The sequence below is a fragment of the Marinicella rhabdoformis genome (assembly GCF_009671245.1).
In the GTDB taxonomy this organism is placed as follows: domain Bacteria; phylum Pseudomonadota; class Gammaproteobacteria; order Xanthomonadales; family Marinicellaceae; genus Marinicella; species Marinicella rhabdoformis.
In genome coordinates this window covers 132,271-151,144 of record NZ_VTFS01000002.1, presented here as the reverse complement: position 1 = coordinate 151,144, position 18,874 = coordinate 132,271, and the positions used below count along the sequence as shown (strand labels likewise).

16 protein-coding genes, 1 tRNA gene and 1 pseudogene are annotated in these 18,874 nt (G+C 40.9%); 9 read left to right on the top strand and 9 right to left on the bottom strand.

Annotation, left to right across the window (positions count from 1 at the left end):
* The first annotated feature begins 108 nt into the window (after positions 1-108).
* Genes FET73_RS07005 through amaB form a run of 3 tightly spaced genes read left to right on the top strand, consistent with a single transcriptional unit; the run spans position 109 to position 3,320 of the window.
* On the top strand, positions 109-861 hold the full coding sequence (locus FET73_RS07005) for an electron transfer flavoprotein subunit beta/FixA family protein (protein WP_154223237.1): 753 nt from the start codon (positions 109-111) through the stop codon (positions 859-861).
* Entirely contained in the window at positions 858-1,793 is a 936-nt protein-coding gene (locus FET73_RS07000) for an electron transfer flavoprotein subunit alpha/FixB family protein (protein ID WP_154223236.1), read from the top strand. Before FET73_RS07005 ends, FET73_RS07000 begins: the two co-directional genes overlap by 4 nt.
* A 9-nt stretch (positions 1,794-1,802) precedes the next feature.
* Positions 1,803-3,320 (top strand): L-piperidine-6-carboxylate dehydrogenase, encoded by a 1,518-nt coding sequence (gene amaB, locus FET73_RS06995; RefSeq protein WP_154223235.1) that lies wholly within the window; start codon positions 1,803-1,805, stop codon positions 3,318-3,320.
* Positions 3,321-3,540: 220 nt separating this feature from the next.
* Here the strand turns inward: amaB and FET73_RS06990 are convergent, their stop codons facing one another.
* Positions 3,541-5,001 (bottom strand): DUF11 domain-containing protein, encoded by a 1,461-nt coding sequence (locus tag FET73_RS06990; protein ID WP_154223234.1) that lies wholly within the window; start codon positions 4,999-5,001, stop codon positions 3,541-3,543.
* Between the two features lie 363 nt (positions 5,002-5,364).
* Here FET73_RS06990 and FET73_RS06985 point away from each other — a divergent pair, with 363 nt between their 5' ends.
* On the top strand, positions 5,365-6,024 hold the full coding sequence (locus tag FET73_RS06985; RefSeq protein WP_154223233.1) for a Bax inhibitor-1/YccA family protein: 660 nt from the start codon (positions 5,365-5,367) through the stop codon (positions 6,022-6,024).
* Between the two features lie 26 nt (positions 6,025-6,050).
* Here FET73_RS06985 and FET73_RS06980 read toward each other — a convergent pair whose 3' ends face one another.
* Positions 6,051-6,458: a hypothetical protein gene (locus FET73_RS06980; protein WP_154223232.1), complete on the bottom strand. Its 408-nt coding sequence runs from the start codon at positions 6,456-6,458 to the stop codon at positions 6,051-6,053.
* 145 nt (positions 6,459-6,603) lie between these two features.
* Complete coding sequence (locus FET73_RS06975; protein WP_179952157.1) at positions 6,604-8,235, bottom strand: right-handed parallel beta-helix repeat-containing protein; 1,632 nt, start codon at positions 8,233-8,235, stop codon at positions 6,604-6,606.
* A 219-nt stretch (positions 8,236-8,454) separates the two neighbouring features.
* Here FET73_RS06975 and FET73_RS06970 point away from each other — a divergent pair, with 219 nt between their 5' ends.
* Entirely contained in the window at positions 8,455-11,397 is a 2,943-nt protein-coding gene (locus tag FET73_RS06970) for a carboxypeptidase-like regulatory domain-containing protein (RefSeq protein ID WP_154223230.1), read from the top strand.
* 47 nt (positions 11,398-11,444) lie between these two features.
* On the opposite strand, the pseudogene FET73_RS06965 reads toward FET73_RS06970, so the two are convergent.
* The 6 genes and pseudogenes from FET73_RS06965 to FET73_RS06940 form a co-directional block, all read right to left on the bottom strand.
* A pseudogene (locus FET73_RS06965) lies at positions 11,445-11,693 on the bottom strand (slipin family protein); the annotation flags it as partial.
* A gap of 229 nt (positions 11,694-11,922) precedes the next feature.
* A complete protein-coding gene (locus FET73_RS06960; protein WP_179952156.1) occupies positions 11,923-12,840 on the bottom strand; it encodes a slipin family protein in 918 nt (305 codons plus the stop codon).
* A 588-nt stretch (positions 12,841-13,428) separates the two neighbouring features.
* A tRNA-Lys gene (locus FET73_RS06955) sits at positions 13,429-13,497 on the bottom strand.
* A gap of 601 nt (positions 13,498-14,098) precedes the next feature.
* The gene (locus FET73_RS06950; RefSeq protein WP_154223228.1) at positions 14,099-14,329 is read right to left on the bottom strand and encodes a hypothetical protein; all 231 of its coding nucleotides are present in this window, start codon (positions 14,327-14,329) and stop codon (positions 14,099-14,101) included.
* A 31-nt stretch (positions 14,330-14,360) separates the two neighbouring features.
* Positions 14,361-14,870, bottom strand: coding sequence for a type VI secretion system tube protein TssD (tssD, locus tag FET73_RS06945; RefSeq protein WP_154223227.1), 510 nt, complete (start codon positions 14,868-14,870; stop codon positions 14,361-14,363).
* A 134-nt stretch (positions 14,871-15,004) separates the two neighbouring features.
* Positions 15,005-15,490, bottom strand: coding sequence for a pyridoxamine 5'-phosphate oxidase family protein (locus FET73_RS06940; protein WP_154223226.1), 486 nt, complete (start codon positions 15,488-15,490; stop codon positions 15,005-15,007).
* A gap of 317 nt (positions 15,491-15,807) precedes the next feature.
* On the opposite strand from FET73_RS06940, the gene FET73_RS06935 reads away from it, so the two are divergent.
* The 4 genes from FET73_RS06935 to FET73_RS06920 all read left to right on the top strand — a co-directional run bounded on the left by FET73_RS06935 (position 15,808) and on the right by FET73_RS06920 (position 18,854).
* On the top strand, positions 15,808-16,347 hold the full coding sequence (locus FET73_RS06935; RefSeq protein ID WP_154223225.1) for a TetR/AcrR family transcriptional regulator: 540 nt from the start codon (positions 15,808-15,810) through the stop codon (positions 16,345-16,347).
* A gap of 104 nt (positions 16,348-16,451) precedes the next feature.
* Positions 16,452-17,456 carry a quinone-dependent dihydroorotate dehydrogenase gene (locus FET73_RS06930; protein WP_154223224.1) on the top strand — a complete coding sequence of 335 codons (1,005 nt, stop codon included), beginning with the start codon at positions 16,452-16,454 and terminating at the stop codon, positions 17,454-17,456.
* A complete protein-coding gene (gene murB, locus FET73_RS06925) occupies positions 17,453-18,448 on the top strand; it encodes a UDP-N-acetylmuramate dehydrogenase (protein ID WP_154223223.1) in 996 nt (331 codons plus the stop codon). The genes FET73_RS06930 and murB overlap by 4 nt, the downstream gene beginning before the upstream one ends.
* A gap of 103 nt (positions 18,449-18,551) precedes the next feature.
* Complete coding sequence (locus tag FET73_RS06920; protein WP_154223222.1) at positions 18,552-18,854, top strand: c-type cytochrome; 303 nt, start codon at positions 18,552-18,554, stop codon at positions 18,852-18,854.
* The last annotated feature ends 20 nt before the right edge of the window (positions 18,855-18,874 follow it).

The window sequence follows — 18,874 nt, the reverse complement described above, 5'->3', positions numbered from 1 at the left end:
CACATTAACTCACCACCATTAACATGCCGCTGGTTTACTGACTCCAAGTTTTAAAGCCAGCGGCATTGTGCTATAATCCGACGCCTTTTAAACAGCGTAGAATTTCCCATGAAAATACTGGTCGCAATCAAGCGCGTCGTGGATTACAACGTGCGTGTTCAGGTCAAGCCTGACGGCTCTGGCGTTGCCACAGACGGTGTCAAAATGAGTATCAACCCATTTGATGAAATCGCCATAGAAGAAGCCTTACGAATCAAAGAACAAGGTCATGCTGACGAAGTGGTGGTAGTCACCATCGGCAGCAACGACAGCCAACAACAATTAAGAACAGCGATGGCCATGGGTGCCGATCGTTCAATCTTGGTTGAAAGTAACGAAGCCATCCAGCCTTTGCACGCAGCACAAGTGTTATTGAAAGTGGTTGAAGCAGAAGCACCTGGCTTGGTCATCATGGGTAAACAAGCCATTGATGATGACAACAACCAAACACCTCAAATGCTGGCGACTTTGTGGAACCGCCCACAAGCCACATTTGCATCTAAATTGGTATTGAATGGCGAGACAGCCCAAGTCACTCGTGAAGTAGATGCCGGTTTGGAAACCATTGAAGTTGACTTACCTGCTGTTATTTCTACAGACTTGCGCTTGAATGAGCCTCGTTTTGTTAAATTGCCTGACATCATGAAAGCCAAGAAAAAGCCTTTGGACGTGCAAGCCATTGCTGACTTGGTCGCTTCATCTGATGGCGCACCAGTGATGGTATCGCAACATGAGCCACCGCAACCACGCCAAAAAGGCATCATGGTTGAATCTGTGGATGAATTGGTCAACGTATTGAAAGAAAAGGGGTTGGTATCATGAGTTCAGTTTTAATTATTGCAGAACATAACGGTAACAGCGTTAATCAAAGCACAGCCAAGGTATTAACAGCTGCCAAACAACTCGGCGCAGACAGCATCGACGTGGTTTTATTTGCTGCAAACGCCGACACTTTAGCCGCTGACATCGCGTCTTTTGAAGGCGTTAACCAAGTGAACGCGGTTACTTGTTCTGACAACCACGATCAACTGGCTGCATCAATTGCACCAACGATTGCTGAAATGGGCAAAGGCTATGATTACGTTTGGGGTCCATCGACCACATTCGGTAAAGACTTGATGCCACGCGTTGCCGCCTTATTAGGCGTTAACCAAATCAGTGACTTGATGGAAGTCATCGACGCCAAAACATTCAAGCGTCCTATTTATGCGGGTAATGCGATTGTTACCGTCAGTACCGAAGCTGCTAATAACGTTGCAACAGTGCGAACTGCATCTTTTGCTGCGGACAAAACCTCAGGTGGCAGTGCATCCGTTGTTTCATCAAGCTTAGAAACTGCCGCCACGCACACAAGATTTGTTGAATTATCATCAGGCAATTCAGACCGCCCTGACCTACAAACAGCCAGCAAAGTCATCTCAGGTGGCCGTGGCGTGGGTTCAGAGGAAAACTTTGAAATCGTTTTCAACTTGGCCGACAAAATTGGTGCCGCCACGGGTGCATCACGTGCAGCCGTTGACGCAGGCTACGTGCCTAACGACATGCAAGTGGGGCAAACAGGTAAAATCATCGCTCCTGATTTATACATGTGTTTCGGCATATCAGGTGCCATCCAACATTTAACCGGTATCAAAGATGCCGGCACAATAGTCGCCATCAACAAAGATGCAGACGCTCCGATATTCGAAGTGGCTGACATCGGTTTGGTTGGTGATTTATTTACCATCATTCCAGAAATGATGGAAAAACTTTAAGAGGTTATTATGGATTTTTTGAAAGAATTAGGACTAAAAGACGTTAACTACGGTACTTGTACTGGTCCAAACGAATGGTCAACTGACGATTCAGCTGGTTTGATTGAATCACACAACCCTGCCACTGGCGAATTGATGGGTAAAGTCGTTTCAGCATCCGATGCTGACTACGAAAACGTCATCACCAAAGCAGAAGAAGTATTCAAAGAATGGCGTAAAGTGCCCGGCCCATTGCGTGGCGAAGCCGTGCGTTTGGTCGGCGAAGCTTTGCGTAAGCACAAAGATGCTTTGGGTTCATTGGTTGCTGCCGAAATGGGCAAAATCAAATCTGAAGGTGACGGTGAAGTTCAAGAAATGATCGACATGGCTGATTTTGCCGTGGGTCAATCTCGCATGATGTACGGTAACACCATGCACTCAGAACGCCCAGGTCACAGGATGTATGATCAATGGCATCCACTCGGTGTGGTTGGCATCATTTCAGCCTTTAACTTCCCAGTGGCCGTTTGGTCTTGGAATGCTTTTGTTGCCGCCATTTGTGGTAATGTTTCTGTTTGGAAACCCAGCCAAAAAGTGCCCTTGTGTTCAGTAGCTGTCCAAAACATCTGTAACGAAGCTTTGAAAGATGCAGGATTCCCACCGATTTTCTTACTGTTCAACGACAACAGCAACGAATTGGCGAAGAAATTTGTCGATGACAAGCGCGTTAATTTGGTGTCATTCACAGGTTCTACCCAAGTGGGTAAACAAGTGGGTGTTCAAGTGGCCAAACGCATGGGCCGTTCTTTGTTGGAATTGGGCGGTAACAACGCCTTGATCGTTGATAAATCAGCTGATTTGAAATTGGCCGTTCCTGCGATTGTATTTGGTGCAGTTGGTACAGCCGGTCAACGTTGTACAACCACTCGTCGTCTCTTCGTTCACGAAGACATCGCCGAAGAATTGACTGAAAAAGTGGTCAACGCTTACAAGCAAGTGCCCATCGGCAACCCATTAAACACAGACACTTTAATGGGCCCTTTGATCGACGAAACGTCTGTCAACAACTACCTCAGTGCCGTGGCCAAAGCCAAAGCCGCTGGCGGTGAAGTATTAACAGGTGGTAATAAAGTTGATGGCCCAGGTCATTTTGTTGAACCTTGTGTGATCAAAGCCCAAGCCGATTGGGAAGTGGTTAAAACCGAAACATTCGCGCCCATTTTGTACGTCATGACATTCAACGACTTGGATGCTGTGATTGAAGCACAAAATGACGTGGCACACGGCTTGTCATCTGCCATCTTCACCAACGACCTGCGTCAAGCCGAGCAATTCTTGTCATCAGCTGGTTCCGATTGTGGCATCGCAAACGTCAACATCGGTACATCAGGTGCTGAAATTGGCGGCGCATTCGGTGGTGAAAAAGAAACAGGCGGCGGCCGCGAAGCCGGCTCTGATGCATGGAAAGCTTACATGCGCAGACAAACCAACACCATCAACTACTCTACCGAGTTACCACTGGCCCAAGGCATCAAATTCGATATCTAGTCCTTTGTAAATTAAGGTAATAAAAAAGGGCCGCTTTGGCCCTTTTCTTGTAAATGAAATTTGGTAGGTTAGTCTGCCAACCAACAACAGGGCCTTTAAGGCAAGTAGGCGCCTTAGGCGAGCAACGCGAAGTCCAACCTACATTTATTGACCATTCTAAATTCCATCAAAAGACTTCATATATCGATTCGCCCTTTTTATACAGATATATTGCCCCAATTTACTGCACCATCGTTTTGATCGTAACCACGTTGTTTGATTTATTGAAATCAACATTATTGTCAGAATTATCAGTAGCGAGGGCACTGTTGACCAGTTCTGTTCCTGCAGCTGATACAACCAAAAATGACATGGTACATGTGATAGATTGACCAACCTCAAGAAGCGGTATGACCGTTTTTCTCATTTGAACGTCCAAGGTATCAAACTCTTCCTCTGTAGTACAGCCATCAGTTACCAGATGCATGTTCTTGCGAAACATGTCACCAAAAGTTACTGATGAAGCCGATTGGGGGCCCAAATTTTCAATGGTTAGCTCATAGGTGATGACGTCATTCTGGCTTATAGGTTCTGCGGTCAATAATGATTTAGTAACTTTAATATCGGCTACAGTTGTGGTGAAAAATTGTGATGCAATTTCACCTTTAATCATTTTCCCTTCTTCAGCAGCAGCCAAAATATCAATGGTAAATGCACCTAATTCTGGAACCCTTTGAATTATGGGTTCAAAACCATCAGTAAATATTAAATCCACCAGACCAAAATGTACTGCAACGTCCGTTAAACCTGGCATGCCTGCAGGCAAGGAAGCATCTTCAACCCAAGTGGCTCCGTCATAATGCCAAAGCACAGCTTCATTCCCGCCATTGCCGTCTGGTTTAAAACCGACTGCCCAAAGGGCATTGATAGAAACGCCACCCAACCATGACAGCGTTTGATCATTTGGAACTGTGACGTTTAAATTTGACCAAGAGCTGCCGTCGAACAACCAAAATTCGTTGGTGTTTCTGATGGCCATAATTTCTCGAGGTGGAACAAAACCAAAAGTACAATTGTTATTTTCTACCCAAGCTGCAGTCAATGACAAATCACTGGCTTCATCATGAACCAAACCATCGCCATTGATTTCTCCTAAGTTATTATTCAATTGCAATATATCTCCGTTGTCGAAAATAAACTTTATGTCTCCACTGTTTCCACAGGCTGTTAACATGGGTTCATTGAAACCCCGGCAGAATGGTTGATCGCCTGGTTCAACACCTGGCAGGTTTGGACATATAAAATTAAAAAAGCCTAAACTTTGGTAGAACATGACATCTTGTTCTGGCGTTATCCAAGTGCCTGTAAAAGGAATGTCGTTTGAGCCTGAAGTCACTTCTTCCCAAACAACACCATCCCACCTCAAAACAACATCATTGCCTGTAGCGATGGCCAAATTTTTAGAACCCACATAAACGTCATATAGATTTTCCGTGGTACCCGATGGTATCAATGTGCCTGGCGCGCCATCGATGTAATGCACAATGACACCATTATTCCCAACAGCTACCGTGAAATTTTGATCGGACGAAGAAATGCCATTAAAAACTTCCGCTGTGGGTGATTGTTGTACTGTCCATAGCGTATTGCCTGCAAAAGCTAAAATACTCACAAAAATCAATAAATAACCTGCTTTGTTCATGCTGTTCACCAAATAAAGTCTATATTTATTCTCGAACAGAATCTATGCCAAGTCAATTTTTTTGCTCCTTTTAGAACCACCTAAAAAAACCTTAAGGTGTCAAAACCATAAGGGGCCAAAACCTTAAGGCGTCAAAACCTAAAGTAAGGTAACTTGGGCTTTGCCCATCACAACATTGATTGATATATTTCACCCTGTAGTAATGCCACTTTCTTTTATCCAACAGAAGAAAAAAAGAAAATTATGGGCGAAGTCCATCCTACCGTTATTCAGTAACATGAATTTGAATATTTGCATCCTGTTGTATGTTTTTTTATACAAGCCAAGCTATAATTTAATCGAAAAAAATACAAGGAAGTTTATATGAGTTATGTATCAGAATTAACCGCTGAAGAAATCAAAGAGTTTCCACAAGGTGTGAATAAATTCATCGCTGAAGCGTATGGTTATTTGTTGCTGTCGTTGTTTGGAATTTTCGTTCTGGGCTTGTTTTCATACAACTTTTTTCCAGACGCGTTGAAGTGGCCTTTACTCTTTGCTGACATTGCCATTTGGGTAGCCTGTGGTTGGTTTGGTTGGCGCAATCCCATTAAAATTGTCATGCCTTTATTCACAGTCATTACTGGTTTATTTTTGGGCTTGGTTGCTCATGAGAAACCTGACGTATTTTTTACTGCAAGCGTGATGACCATTGTGGGCTTCGTTGGTTTATCAAGCTATGTTTGGGGCACAAAGAAAGACTTTTCATTCCTTTTGGGCATATTGAACATGGCTTTTTACATCATCATTGGTGCCATGCTTGTGTCCATCTTCATCGACATTCCTTTTTTTACCCTGTTTATCAGTGGCTTAGGGGTGTTGGCATTTTCTGGCTGGATACTTTATGACACAAGCCAGATCATTTTACATCATGATGAACAGGATTCCTCAGCCATCGCAGGATTTGAATTGTTGATAGACATTGTTGGTTTACACGCCCACCTGCTTTCTTTACTCGACTCTTTGGGCTTTGGAGATGATTGATGGCTTATCAAACAATCTGGTATTTATTATCCTCTCCACTGAGCAAACACTTCATCAGCAGTAGGGTTTGAACTGGCCATACCATTGAAGAATACTGCTGGAATGGTTCCCCTCAACACCGTCGATGAACGTTCAATTTTAGATATGGTTTCTTCACTGGGTTCAATGGCATTTATGCTAACACTGTTACTTCTAACAACAGTAACACCACGACTTTTGAGCGCCAGCTCTAAGGCATCTGCTCTTTTTCCTGCCTTTTTAGGACAGTTTTTTGGGGCGACGATATAAACCACGTCTGATTTAAAGTTATTCGGCATGTATATGTCAGAGAATCCATTTTCATTTTTATCCATTTCAATTTCAGATCCTACAAAATGCGTCCAGCCTTTGTATGCGATGAAAATAAAAAACGCATAGAACAACAAATTTTTCATATTTTAACCCAACATGCTATCTGTAAAAAAACGCTCACCATCATATACAGCATCTGATTTAAACTAAAGCGTTTTTTGTACACTACTGAAACCACACCACCAAACAAAGTACCTGATTTTTCTTCATGAAGCACTGTAGACAGCTTCAGTCATCAAAGCCATGTTTAAAAATCAAATCAGGGCTCGAGCCCAATGGATACGCACCGATATCCACCGAGGGTAAATTCCATAATGAACCATCTCCTACAGCCACTGCTGGACTGCTTTCCATCAATTCAAAATCAACGGTGTTGGTAAATTCAGGGTCGGCATTTAACGAGTTGTATTCTCTGCCAGAAAATTGACTACTGAATGAGGCTAAATCATAAGGTGTTCCGCTGTAAAAGTTTCCGCCCCAGTTGGGCCTTAAATGTATGTCTGCATGACTGTTATTGAAATACAAATTGTGGTGAGAAACGAACTGATCCAGATAATCATCTACTGTGGTGGTGGTGCCTCCACTGTATAAGTAGATACCCACTTCATTGTTAACAAAAATGTTATTACTGATGACGGTGCCAAATGTATCGTCCCAACCAATTTGCACACCCGATTTAACATCATAAAAAACGTTGTTGTATAATAAATTATTGTCATTATCGGCATTGTATGTAGGCAGCCACAAGCCTATTTCAGAGCGGACTACAATATTTCCATAAATTTTCCAGTCACCTGCAGGTCTGTATTCCTCATCTGTTTCTTGACAGCCATCATTATTACTTGAGGACCATACACAACGAAAACTACCCGGCTCGAAAGCCATGAACACATCATGAATATAGTTGTAGCGAACGATTAAGTTTGAGGTTCCGCCTTTGGTACCCACTGCTGAACGACCTGGGATGTCGTAAATCTCATTGTATTCAACAATGTTCGGCTCACCCGGTTTAGTAACCATGAAACTGATGCCTTTACTGTTTGATGTGCCACCCCAATAGACAGAATCGAAAACCCTGTTATTTCGCACCACACTGCCTTTTGAATCCCAAATGCGCACGGCGTAAGAATTGTCATTGCCATTTGAGGTGTGCCCAAAACTGTTATTTTCTAGGGTAATAAAATCAGCGCCTTCAAAAAATATGGGGGCACTTTGGGTATAATAAAAATTCAAATTACGGACCACCATGTGATGACCATTGGCGGCCACGCGGCCTAAGCTGCGTTGTGACAATTCATAGACTTCATTGTTTGGCACTTCTCCAATCGCTGGATACAAATAAATATAACAGCCCGCATTATCTGCAAAGCATTGTGTGCCATTGATGTCAGCTTTCGTCCAATGGTTGGGCTCAACAAGGTTACTGACATGGTCATGGTCACGACCACCGTCTAAATCGGATTGATGATCGACCCGTGTATGGCCATTGAACATGCCTTTGGGATCACTCGACAAGACTTCGGCTGAAATTCGCCAAATATTGGCGTCATATATTTCCCAGGTATCATTTGCTGTGCCATAAGAGCCTAAAATATCGACTGTTTCATCTGAGTATGATTGTAAGGTCAGGTTCGGTGTGTTGATGGTATTTAAATCCGTTTCTTCAATCAAGCGATAAACACCTCCCCTCAGGGTTAATGTATCTCCATCTTGAACTTGGTTGAAGCCGTGAGACAAGCTTTTCCAAGGGCTGTTCAAAGTACCACTGTTATTGTCATCACCTTGTGGCGAAATAAAGTATTCTGTTGCTGTTGTTATTTGGCTGATCAAGATCAAAGCCGTGATTAAAGTTATTTTCATATTTATTAATAATTTGATTAGCAAAGGCATTAGAATAATGAATATTCCATTTGTACCAGATTGTTTAGCTTAATATTATGAGTATAGCACCCCATAACAATCTTTCTGAACTGTTTTGTCTTTCTGAAAAATAAAATTTCAAATGACAATTCTAGTTCATTCTGACTTTTTCACTTAAATACCTATATAATACGCCCCCAGTTTTCTACAGAAATAACAATGAAAAAGCTCATCCTCCTCATGACATTATTTGTCCTCTCTTCACAACCGAGTGCAGACACAAAAAACAACCCCAAACTTGCTAACACAGCCTCTATTTCTGGCACATTAACCGGAGTAAACAACAGCAGTGATTTAAGGGTTGAACTGTATGACACTAATGGAAATTGGGTCAAAAGAAGCAGCTTAAGCAATGGTAACTATTCATTCACTGGTTTAAACAGCGGTCGTTATTATGTTTTAGGTTACAGCTATGAAACATTTTGGGGAATAAATTATGAAGGTTTACCAACCCTTTATGGAAACCGGTTATGCATAAACCCTGAAAGCCCCATTTATAGATGTGACAATGTCACCATTGGAACACCGATACAAGTATCTCAGGGCCAAAGTGTCAATAACATCAACATCACGTTAATTAAAGGCTCTTCTATTTCTGGCAGGGTTACTGACAATCAAAACGAAGCATTAATCTCTACTCTTAACATATATAAACGCAACCAATCTGGCTCATACAAACTGTACTTTTCAAGCTCAAACCATTACTTAGAGGATGGTAACTATACTTTTCATGGCTTGGTCCCAGGCAGTTATAAAATCAAAGCCAAAGCTTATAATCACATAACCGAGCTTTATAACAACATTCCTTGCCCAACAACTTCTTGTCAGACCACACTGGGTAACACCATTTCAATTTCCAACTATAACAGCCATGTTTCTGGAAAAAACTTTCAAATGGCACCCATTGCATCTGTCACATTCAATTACAATGAATTACAAGATAATGGGTATTTACAGATTATTGATGCAAACAACAACTATACAGTAGACACTGTTTTCTTACCGCAAGGCTCACAATCAATCACAAAAACTTTAAGAACAGGTTATTATCGCTTTTTCTTTTCATTTGATGATGACAGCATTCACATGTCTAAATATTGGGGTGGTACAAGCTGCTTTGAAACCAGCGATTGTGACCCTGATGAAGCTTCAACAACGACAATATCTACAGGTCAATACAGAAATTACAACATGCAATTTGATTCCAAGTTTGAGCTTATTTTAAACATTAACAGCTACAGTACTGTTGGTAACAATAGGCCACAAGTTTCAATATACAAAGATAACAACTTATTGACATCATTCACACAATATTCGAACCCAACTAACACTTTCATTCAAGCTTCAGGCAACATCAAATTAAAAGTCGATTTGGCGGGCTATAACAGCGAACTTTATAACAACATCAGCTGTTTTGATAACTGTCAGATTGACCAAGGAAGTAACATCAATGCACAACTGGGACAAACTAAAACCATCAACATGGTGCTCGCTTCTAGGCTGAAAATCAGAGGCAGAGTAAGGGATGCAAACGGTGACTTCATGCCATATCATTCTGTTCATTTATACTCCCTCAATGAAAACAACTTAGCTTATCTGGCCGGTACAACTACGAACGAGGATGGTTTTTATACATTTATTGGGGATTTGCCTACAGACGCCGAATATGTAACAAAAGCATTGGGGAACAACGAACACCTCGACACTTTTAACGGTGGAATCGTGTGTGATGACAGCTGTGTCGTGAGTGATTACAATCCATTGACTATCACACCAAATCAAACAACTGCAGCTAATATTCAACTAAAATCAAAAGGCAAACTGAGCATTGATTACCTTACATACTATGGTGGCGATATAGCTGAAAGCGTCCGTGTTCGAGCACACCCCATTGGCAGTACAAATACAAATACTTCTGCCTATACCAATGAACTTGGACAAATTTTAAATTGGTCCATTCCTTTTCAAAACTTCAAACTGTCTTTCAGTTACAACGGTATTTATGGTGTTTACCCTGGTATTGTTTGCGAATCATATTTAACCTCAGAGTGCCTAAACCAAGGTCAAACCATCACTGCTGAAGCGGGACAAACAGTTGTGATTTCAGATGCCGTACTCAATACCTTAGGAAGTATTCATGTTACAACAACATTTGAAAATCAACCCATAACCAATATGATTGTATCTGCTTATAATGACCAGGCAGAAAGGGTTGCTTATGGGTTCAGTAACGGTGCTGGAATCACTGAAATAAATAATTTAAATTCAGGAGTTTATTACCTTGTAGCTCAATCTAACTCTGGATTTCAATATCAGACTCTTTTATACCCTGATTTCGCCTGTCCAGGCGGGCTGGGATCTGGTTGCAATATCAATGATGGCAATGGTGTCTCAGTGGCACTTAATGACATTAATGACATCAGTATGGACATGTCTGAAAATCCAGTCATTAATGTCAGCTTAAGAGACCAATTTACAACCGACGAAATTTCCAGCTTTGACTTCAAGGTTTATGATGACAGTCAATCATACATAGGAACTTTTTATCTGAATAACAACGAACAAATTCATTTAGAGCCCGGTGACTACTATTTTCTGGTTGACTCAAGCTGGAATCACCCTGTGACTTGGCCAAACAACCGCTGTCACTACAACTCATTAAGCAGCTGTGATGTCTCAACCATAAAAACCGTTGATAACATCGCTGGCCAAACAATTGATTTTACGACATATAGAAAAAATGGATTGTATTTTGAACTGCTCGATAACCGGACCCAAACACCCATCAACGGTGCCACAGTCGATATTTGGCAAAACCAAAACTTGGCAGAGCGTGTCATTTTGAACGATTTAGGAAGGGGCGTATCTCCAACTTATTTATATAGCAACAATGATTATAAACTTTCTACAGATATTGGCATTGATGATTTTTTGTTCAATGAAGTTTACGATAACAAACAATGTCCTGACGGGTCTGTTTTCTCTAACCTGTGTGATTTGCAGCAAGGAAATATCATAAACATTGAAAGCAATCCCGACGCTCCACAAATCATACAATTTTTAATGGATGGAGACCCCATATTTCAAAACACATTTGAATAAACAAAAAAGCCTGTCGAACTGAGTTCGACAGGCTTTTGTCATTGGCATCAAACGTTAATTTTGATGCTGTCTTTGGTCAAACCTTCTAAGCCGCCAAACACGGTGATGTTGTTGACTTTATCGGCCACTTTTTCCAAAGTTTCCAACTCTTTCAATCGGCGCAAAGTTTCGCTTTGATCCATCAACTTGGCGGTGTTCAACAAAGAACGGGTCGCGGCGGTTTCTTCACGTCGTTTGATGATGTTGGCTTTGGCCGCTTTTTCAGCTTCAACCACTTGGTTTAAAATGGTTTTCATACAGTACATTAAACAGCCTAAAATACCTTTATCAGTGAAACAGTAAGCTGTCAGATACTAGGCATTTTTTTAAGTAAAAGCAGTCTCTTTCTTATCAAAATAACAAAGTAGATGACGGCTTAATGTTTCACCCGAAGGGCGCAAATCTGGTTCACCAGCACTTCGTTATTTCTATTTGATAGAGAAAGACTATAGCTTCATAAAAATGCCTTGTTCTGATAAACCAGATTTACGCTGCTAATGATATTATAGGTTGCTTAATGTACTTTGGCAAAATGATGTCCTTGACACCCACTTCAATCAAGCGCAAACCAAATTCAGCCACTTTCTTAGCCACAATGGCTTTAACAAAAGTATCAATGGCTTCCTTGTCTGCCAATAAAACATCCAACACTTTGGTGCCAATTGCTTTACGCAAAGACAACTGCAACTCGTTGTACAAAAACTCCTTGTAATTGGCCAACTCGGTCACCGCTTTCACCGCATCTTCAACTTTGAAAGTCGCAGACAAATTCACTCGCAAGCTCACTTTGTCTTTGGTCAAAATTTCTTGACCGGCCACTTCTAATTGTTGCGCACGTGTTTCGACGATTTCAACAGTTACAGTTTGGTTAAAGTTCCAAAAACCGTATTTGCCGGCTTTCAAAACACGCTCCAATTTTCCATCAATAAACAACAAACCCACTTGCTGGTTCACCACTTCCTTGATGACCAAACCTTTGGATAATACCGATGCCTTGGCCGCTTTTGCTAACACATTGATGTCTTTGTTAGACACTTCAATCTGTTCAGTGACGTTGATGCGACGCACTTCTACTTTCGCAGCGGTGTTCCAAAACCATTTTTCAGATTGAGGCTTCATCAAGTCAACAAACTGACCATCAACGTAAATCAATGCCACCTCATTTTCGTCGGTGTTAATCACTGTGTAGTGCTCTTCAGCCAAGCTGTTTTTGTTTCTGAATAACGCTTTGATGTCTTTCTGGGTTATTTCAGTCGCTGTGACATCAAAAACACGCACCTTAATGCGGTTTTCAAAGTCCCAAAACTGGTACACACCAGCAGTTAAAATTTCGGTTAATTGTCGATCGCGAAACAACAACCCACGTTCATTATCAGCAATCACTATTCTTTTTCTAAAAATCATTTTCTTCCTTCCTGTGCGATACAGACAAACCAACCGTTTGACCATTCGCAACTATGTAAACTCAGTCATTAAAACCTCGTTGATAAATTTAAAATACTGTCCAAAGGACACCTTAAAATATTCCCTCTCCTACCGCACCACCGCAAGCCTTCTTGCGTTGGCTTTGTACTTCACCGAAGTGAAATCCAAATATTAAAAAGTCAGTTTCACGACCAACCAGTGGTCAACAATGGGTTGTTCTGGCTCCACAAGTTCATAAAACCACACCACTCACCCTGTGTGTCTGATGCATCCTTGCATTATGGCTTCATTCATTTGCTTCTCAGTTTGAATAGGCTCAAACTGCAGACCAATGCATTGTTGGCTTGAACATCGCATGCACATGCTTTCACACCTCACACCTGTTCCTGGTGGCCGTTGTTCGACAGCTGCTGCGCTGTCATCACTTGGATGCCATCGACATAATGCGATGACATGCTCAGCAACAAAGGACATCTCGCCCACCGAACTGAAACTGACCTGTGATGTTTAATGACGTCACGCGTCAACATAGATATGGCTTTCGCCGTGGTGCCTTTCGGCTGGTTTTTGAGCAGGAATCGAACCTGCGACCCGCAAATTAAATGTTTGCTGCTCTACCCGCTGAGCTATCAACTTTAGAGAAGGAATCGAACCTCCGAATATAAAATAAATTGAATCTAAATCAATCGCCTATTCCACTTGGCTATCTATTACCCACTCATCGGCATACACGCCAGTCACACTGGCTGCACCGGCTTGCCATACAGAGACAAGACCAAAGATGAATTGGATTTGTTAGTCAATTGGGTAATCACCCAATCGACATGTTTGTGGGGTTTTGAAATGTTTTAGACATAAAAAAACCCGATGCGGCTGACCGATCGGGTTTACATTTTCCCTGAAAGGCCATCCATGCCTTTCAAGATTTTGAAGGGCATTAAATCAACTGCGTACCATGCACGAGCGATGACTCGGCTGGCCGTTTGTATCTAGTTTATTTTCTAGTATGTTGATAAAATAATTTTTCATAATATTTTTTGTACTTCGTGGGCATCGCCCTTGTTCAATTTGGTAGCGCATTCTACGCCTCGAATATCAGATGTCAAGAATAATTAACGATAAATTAACATTGTTTTTAGAAATCACCCTCAAAACCATCCTCAAATATCAAATCAAATGGTTGTAATTCATTGTCCAAACAACGACTGCCACCTTCAAAATAAAAGGTATAAGCTGATTAGGATTGGTTGGTTCTTGTTGCTTCTGGTCGTTCATCCATACTGACCATTTGAGGTACATAGCCATGACAAAAATCATCGCCTTGCAGTGTGCCTATGGCCATTTGTGAGTCATAATCGGTTTTATAATCATCATTGCCTGAACGTCCATACCAGCCAGCACCCTGCCATTGATAATCATAATCTATTTGGTATTCAATTTCAGATGCCAAAGAATTCATTGATAGCATCAATAGACCTGTTATTAAAAAATGGCGCATGTTACTGAGGCACTGTTAAAATGACGGTCTCTCCACCATCTTCATAAGTAATTTCCATTTTTTCGTAGTCAAATCGCAAACGAACATTGACAGCATGCACTAGATTTTCTGGATAATTGTTATTTAACATGATGGGCTCAGCTGCCACCAATTTTCCATTTTCTATTTCAATGGTATAAAAGTGTTCTTCTTGCCCTGAATTAGTTGGCCTCAAAAATTTGAGCTCAAGATCAACAAGGCTTCCTTGGTCTAATGCTTGAAAAAGCAGTGGCATGCCTTTGGACATGCGGGTGGTCAGTATCAAGGGTTTGTGCTCGGTTTGTGCCGAATTTTTAATTAAATGATGAACTTCATTAACTTCAAAAAAACCTTCAAATCCAGTTCTGGTCACATCCCCTTGGATAACGCCACCATTCACCTTAATCATCATATAGGCATCAAGTGCCGCCAATACCTGAAAGTTAAAAAACAACAACACAAAGACAACATATATTTTACTTGGCTTTATCACAACGGCCACCCCAGTTAATTAAAATCACTTATTAGGGTAACACAAATGATATACCCAAGCTAAATAGGCAACTTGAAACAACATCATTAAAACACCATCACATTATAGTGGCGTTGAAATTAAGTCTAATTCTGTTATTTAAATTGATTTCTGGTCATTTGACCAATGAACACTGGTTTGTATTCAATGACTTCAAAATCCCTGATGTGAGACATGTCTTTCCACATCATGTCAAAACCTCTGGTACGCTTGAATATGTTAACCCTGCGTTTAAATTTTTGACCCTCTTTCTCAGTGGCTGGCCGCACTTGACCAAGCTTGACCAAAATACGCATAGCGGGCGGCTGTTTAAATGAACCTTTTATCAATGACTTCAGCCAAAACCACCGCCCCGAATTGACTGCCATAATGGTTGCATATTCACAGTGTTCGGCATTCAAGGGTATATTCTTAGTGAATTTTTGGAAAAACCAGCCAGAATTTCTGTCATTCAATACCACACTGCCTATAGGTGATACATGAGGTATGCCTTCGGCGTTGACAGTGGCCACTGAACAAAACACGGCTTGTGAAAACACAGGTTTTATTTTTTCTCTGAACTTTAAATCATCAACCTTCATCACTTACTCCTATACTTCATGTGCTTTTTATCTTTGGCTTGATAGACTCATTGAAGACAATATGCAATGCCATCGATCAATCCATAAAATGAGGTACTAATCGAATTGCCAGGCATTTAAATACCTCAATGCAACAACATACCTTGAGGTATGCAGGGAGTCAATGTATCATACCTTTGGGTATGTCGCAATTTAACACCTAATAATTTAAACAGAAACCTTATAAAAATTGATATCAGATACCGCTGTGATATACCAAGACCAAGTACTGAAATCACAAAAGCGAGAGATAAATCATTGAAAAAAGCAGCAGCAACATGATTAATGGTGAAAATGACAGCCAACTGGCTTGGCTTAAAATGGGCATTTATACATTGGACCAATTGGGTTTCAGGGCATTGAAAATCAAGGACATGTGTGAAAGATTGAAAGTGACCAAAGGCAGTTTTTACCATTGGTTCAAATCTAAACGCGAATACGAATTACAGTTATTGAATTATTGGAAACAAAGATACACACAAGGGTTTATTAAAAATGCTGAAAAAGGGAAAAATTGTAAAAAAAAACTCGCCATACTCGGAGAACAATGTATTGAAGGGGCGTTGAATGGAAATAGACTGGAGTTTGAGATAAATGCTTGGTCCCTTCAGGATGAAAAAGTTAAATCATTTGTCACCTCTGTATATGAACAAAGACACCAGTACTTAATCAAATTACTTTCAGGCATTTATAAAGACCCTGTCGAGGTTAAAAAGCATGCTTTGATTTTATATGCCTTGGTCGTTGGCATAGATTGTTTTTACCGAGAATTAACACGAGAAGAGTTAGACTTAATGTTTTCAGATTATTTACACTAGCAAATTTTAATTCTTGCCTAACCATATTGTACATAATAAAACAAGACTGTCGCTATGACTTTGAATGATTTACAATAATAATTATTATTTGATATAACCCATCTATGTTTGAATTATTGGCCAGAAAAACATTACAAAAAATACCGCCAGAAATGGCCCATGATTTAGCCATTTCAGCCTTGGCCTCACCATTATCAGCATTGTCTAAAGTTAAGGGCATCAATAATCCTGTTGAATTAATGGGCATCACATTTCCCAATCCTGTTGGCTTAGCTGCTGGCTTTGATAAAAATGGTGATGCGTTACATGGATTGAGCAAACAAGGCTTTGGCTTTTTAGAAATAGGCACAATCACTCCCAAAGCACAGTTAGGGAATGACAAGCCACGTTTGTTTCGCCTCAAAGCCGATACCGCCATCATCAACCGCATGGGGTTCAATAACAAAGGCATAGACTATTTAGTCAATCAAGTTAAAAAAAGCAGCTATAAAGGTGTTTTGGGCATCAACATTGGTAAAAACAAAGTCACTCCGAATGAACATGCGCTTGACGACTATGTTCACTGCTTTGAAAAAGCACACGCTTTATGTGATTACATTACCGTAAATATTTCATCTCCGAACACACCTGATTTACGTGAACTACAAAATGATGAACAGTTAACACAGCTGCTTTCAGGCATGAAAGCCGCACAAGTCAAAGCTCAGAAAGATTCAAAAAAATACACACCCATTTTGGTTAAAATTTCTCCTGACCAAAATGAAGATCAATTAAAATTCATGACTGATCAGATCATAGCTTCAGGCATGGACGGTATCATATGCACCAACACCACAGTGAGCCGAGAAAACTTAAAATCAGATGTAGGGTTGACCAGTCAAGCAGGTGGTTTAAGTGGCTCTCCATTAACCAAAAAGGCCAATGAAACTTTGAGACTTGTTCGTCAGTTTTCAGGAAGCACTTTCCCAATCATTGCAGTTGGTGGTATCATGTCTGGTAAAGATGCCGTTGAAAAAATAAAATTGGGGGCAAATCTGGTACAAATTTATACTGGTTTTGTATACAAAGGCAACGGTTTAATAAGAGAAATTAATAACACTTTGAAGTGAAAATATCAGAACAATACAACTTGATTCACGACAACACTTTACAGGTTGACTGTGAGTGTAATCATTATGCGGCCATCAACTCTTTGAGTGACTTGGAAGCCCTACCTAGAGACATAAAAATAACAGAAATGTTGGTTTTAGGTGCTGGCAGCAACTTCCTATTTACGGGCCCATTACCTCGATTTGTGGCACACATCAAGCCAAGAAAATACATTACCCAAGTAGACAATTTAGTTGTTGCATGGGCTGGTACTGTTTGGCATGATTTGGTCATGTGGTCGGTAAACCGTGGCTACGGTGGTATAGAAAATTTGGCCTTAATTCCTGGTCTGGTTGGCGCGGCGCCTTTTCAAAACATCGGTGCTTATGGTGTAGAAATCAAAGACATTCTGGTGTGGGTGGAAGTTTATAACTGGCAAACAGGACATTACCACAGGCTAAGCAATGAAGAATGTATGTTCACTTACCGTCACAGTGTTTTCAAATACCATGATCAACCTTGGATAATCAGCCGTGTTGCGCTCGACCTCAGGCCAGATGCTGAACCCAACATAAGCTACCAACCATTGGCTGATCATTTTGCTCAAACTGGAGAAGCAGTTAATTTTGCTAACATTGCCAATGCCGTCATAAAAATCAGACAAAGTAAATTACCAGACCCTGAAATATTACCCAATGCAGGCAGCTTTTTTAAGAATCCTGTGTTGACTGATCAGCAAATCAGAAAAATTCAACGCAGACACAAAGACCTTCCATTGTTCCCTATAGACGAAAAAGGTCACTATAAAACCAGTGCCGCTTGGTTATTAGAACAATGTGGTTTCAAAGGTTTTCGCGAAGGAGATGCTGGGTTTTATGAGCACCACGCGCTGGTATTGGTCAACCACGGTCAAGCCACGGGTAAAGAGCTACAAAAACTGGCCAACCTTGCCAAACGCACAGTTAAAAATAAGTTTGGAGTCATATTAGAAGAAGAAGTCCGGGTCCTCTAAATATTGACAAAAACATGACCTATGTCAAGAATCAAAGACATCTGACTTGAGTAATACACTTTCAACCATAAACTAAGCACAAACGATTAAACACAGGTATCACATGAAAAAATCTACTTTATTACTGGCCCTTTTGGGCACCGTTGCAGCACCATTTTCTCAAGCTGCTGATATAGAAGCTGGTAAAGCCAAAGCTGCAATATGCGCCGCCTGTCACGGTGCTGATGGCATCAGTGCCAGCCCATTGTGGCCAAATCTAGCTGGCCAAAAAGAAGCTTATTTAGCCAAACAAATCCGAGCTTTCAAAAATGGTGAAAGAAAAGATCCATCAATGGCACCTATGGTTGCTGGCTTAACAGATGCAGATATTGACAATTTAGCGGCTTATTACGCCAGCTTAAAATAAGCACCTGACAAACAAAGCTA

Bases quoted from the DNA above. Each gene is read 5' to 3' on its own strand.
- FET73_RS07005 (WP_154223237.1), top strand. From the start codon at position 109: ATGAAAATACTGGTCGCAATCAAGCGCGTCGTGGATTACAACGTGCGT.
- FET73_RS07000 (WP_154223236.1), top strand. From the start codon at position 858: ATGAGTTCAGTTTTAATTATTGCAGAACATAACGGTAACAGCGTTAAT.
- amaB (WP_154223235.1), top strand. From the start codon at position 1,803: ATGGATTTTTTGAAAGAATTAGGACTAAAAGACGTTAACTACGGTACT.
- FET73_RS06990 (WP_154223234.1), bottom strand. From the start codon at position 5,001: ATGAACAAAGCAGGTTATTTATTGATTTTTGTGAGTATTTTAGCTTTT.
- FET73_RS06985 (WP_154223233.1), top strand. From the start codon at position 5,365: ATGAGTTATGTATCAGAATTAACCGCTGAAGAAATCAAAGAGTTTCCA.
- FET73_RS06980 (WP_154223232.1), bottom strand. From the start codon at position 6,458: ATGAAAAATTTGTTGTTCTATGCGTTTTTTATTTTCATCGCATACAAA.
- FET73_RS06975 (WP_179952157.1), bottom strand. From the start codon at position 8,235: ATGAAAATAACTTTAATCACGGCTTTGATCTTGATCAGCCAAATAACA.
- FET73_RS06970 (WP_154223230.1), top strand. From the start codon at position 8,455: ATGAAAAAGCTCATCCTCCTCATGACATTATTTGTCCTCTCTTCACAA.
- FET73_RS06960 (WP_179952156.1), bottom strand. From the start codon at position 12,840: ATGATTTTTAGAAAAAGAATAGTGATTGCTGATAATGAACGTGGGTTG.
- FET73_RS06950 (WP_154223228.1), bottom strand. From the start codon at position 14,329: ATGCTATCAATGAATTCTTTGGCATCTGAAATTGAATACCAAATAGAT.
- FET73_RS06940 (WP_154223226.1), bottom strand. From the start codon at position 15,490: ATGAAGGTTGATGATTTAAAGTTCAGAGAAAAAATAAAACCTGTGTTT.
- FET73_RS06935 (WP_154223225.1), top strand. From the start codon at position 15,808: ATGATTAATGGTGAAAATGACAGCCAACTGGCTTGGCTTAAAATGGGC.
- FET73_RS06930 (WP_154223224.1), top strand. From the start codon at position 16,452: ATGTTTGAATTATTGGCCAGAAAAACATTACAAAAAATACCGCCAGAA.
- FET73_RS06920 (WP_154223222.1), top strand. From the start codon at position 18,552: ATGAAAAAATCTACTTTATTACTGGCCCTTTTGGGCACCGTTGCAGCA.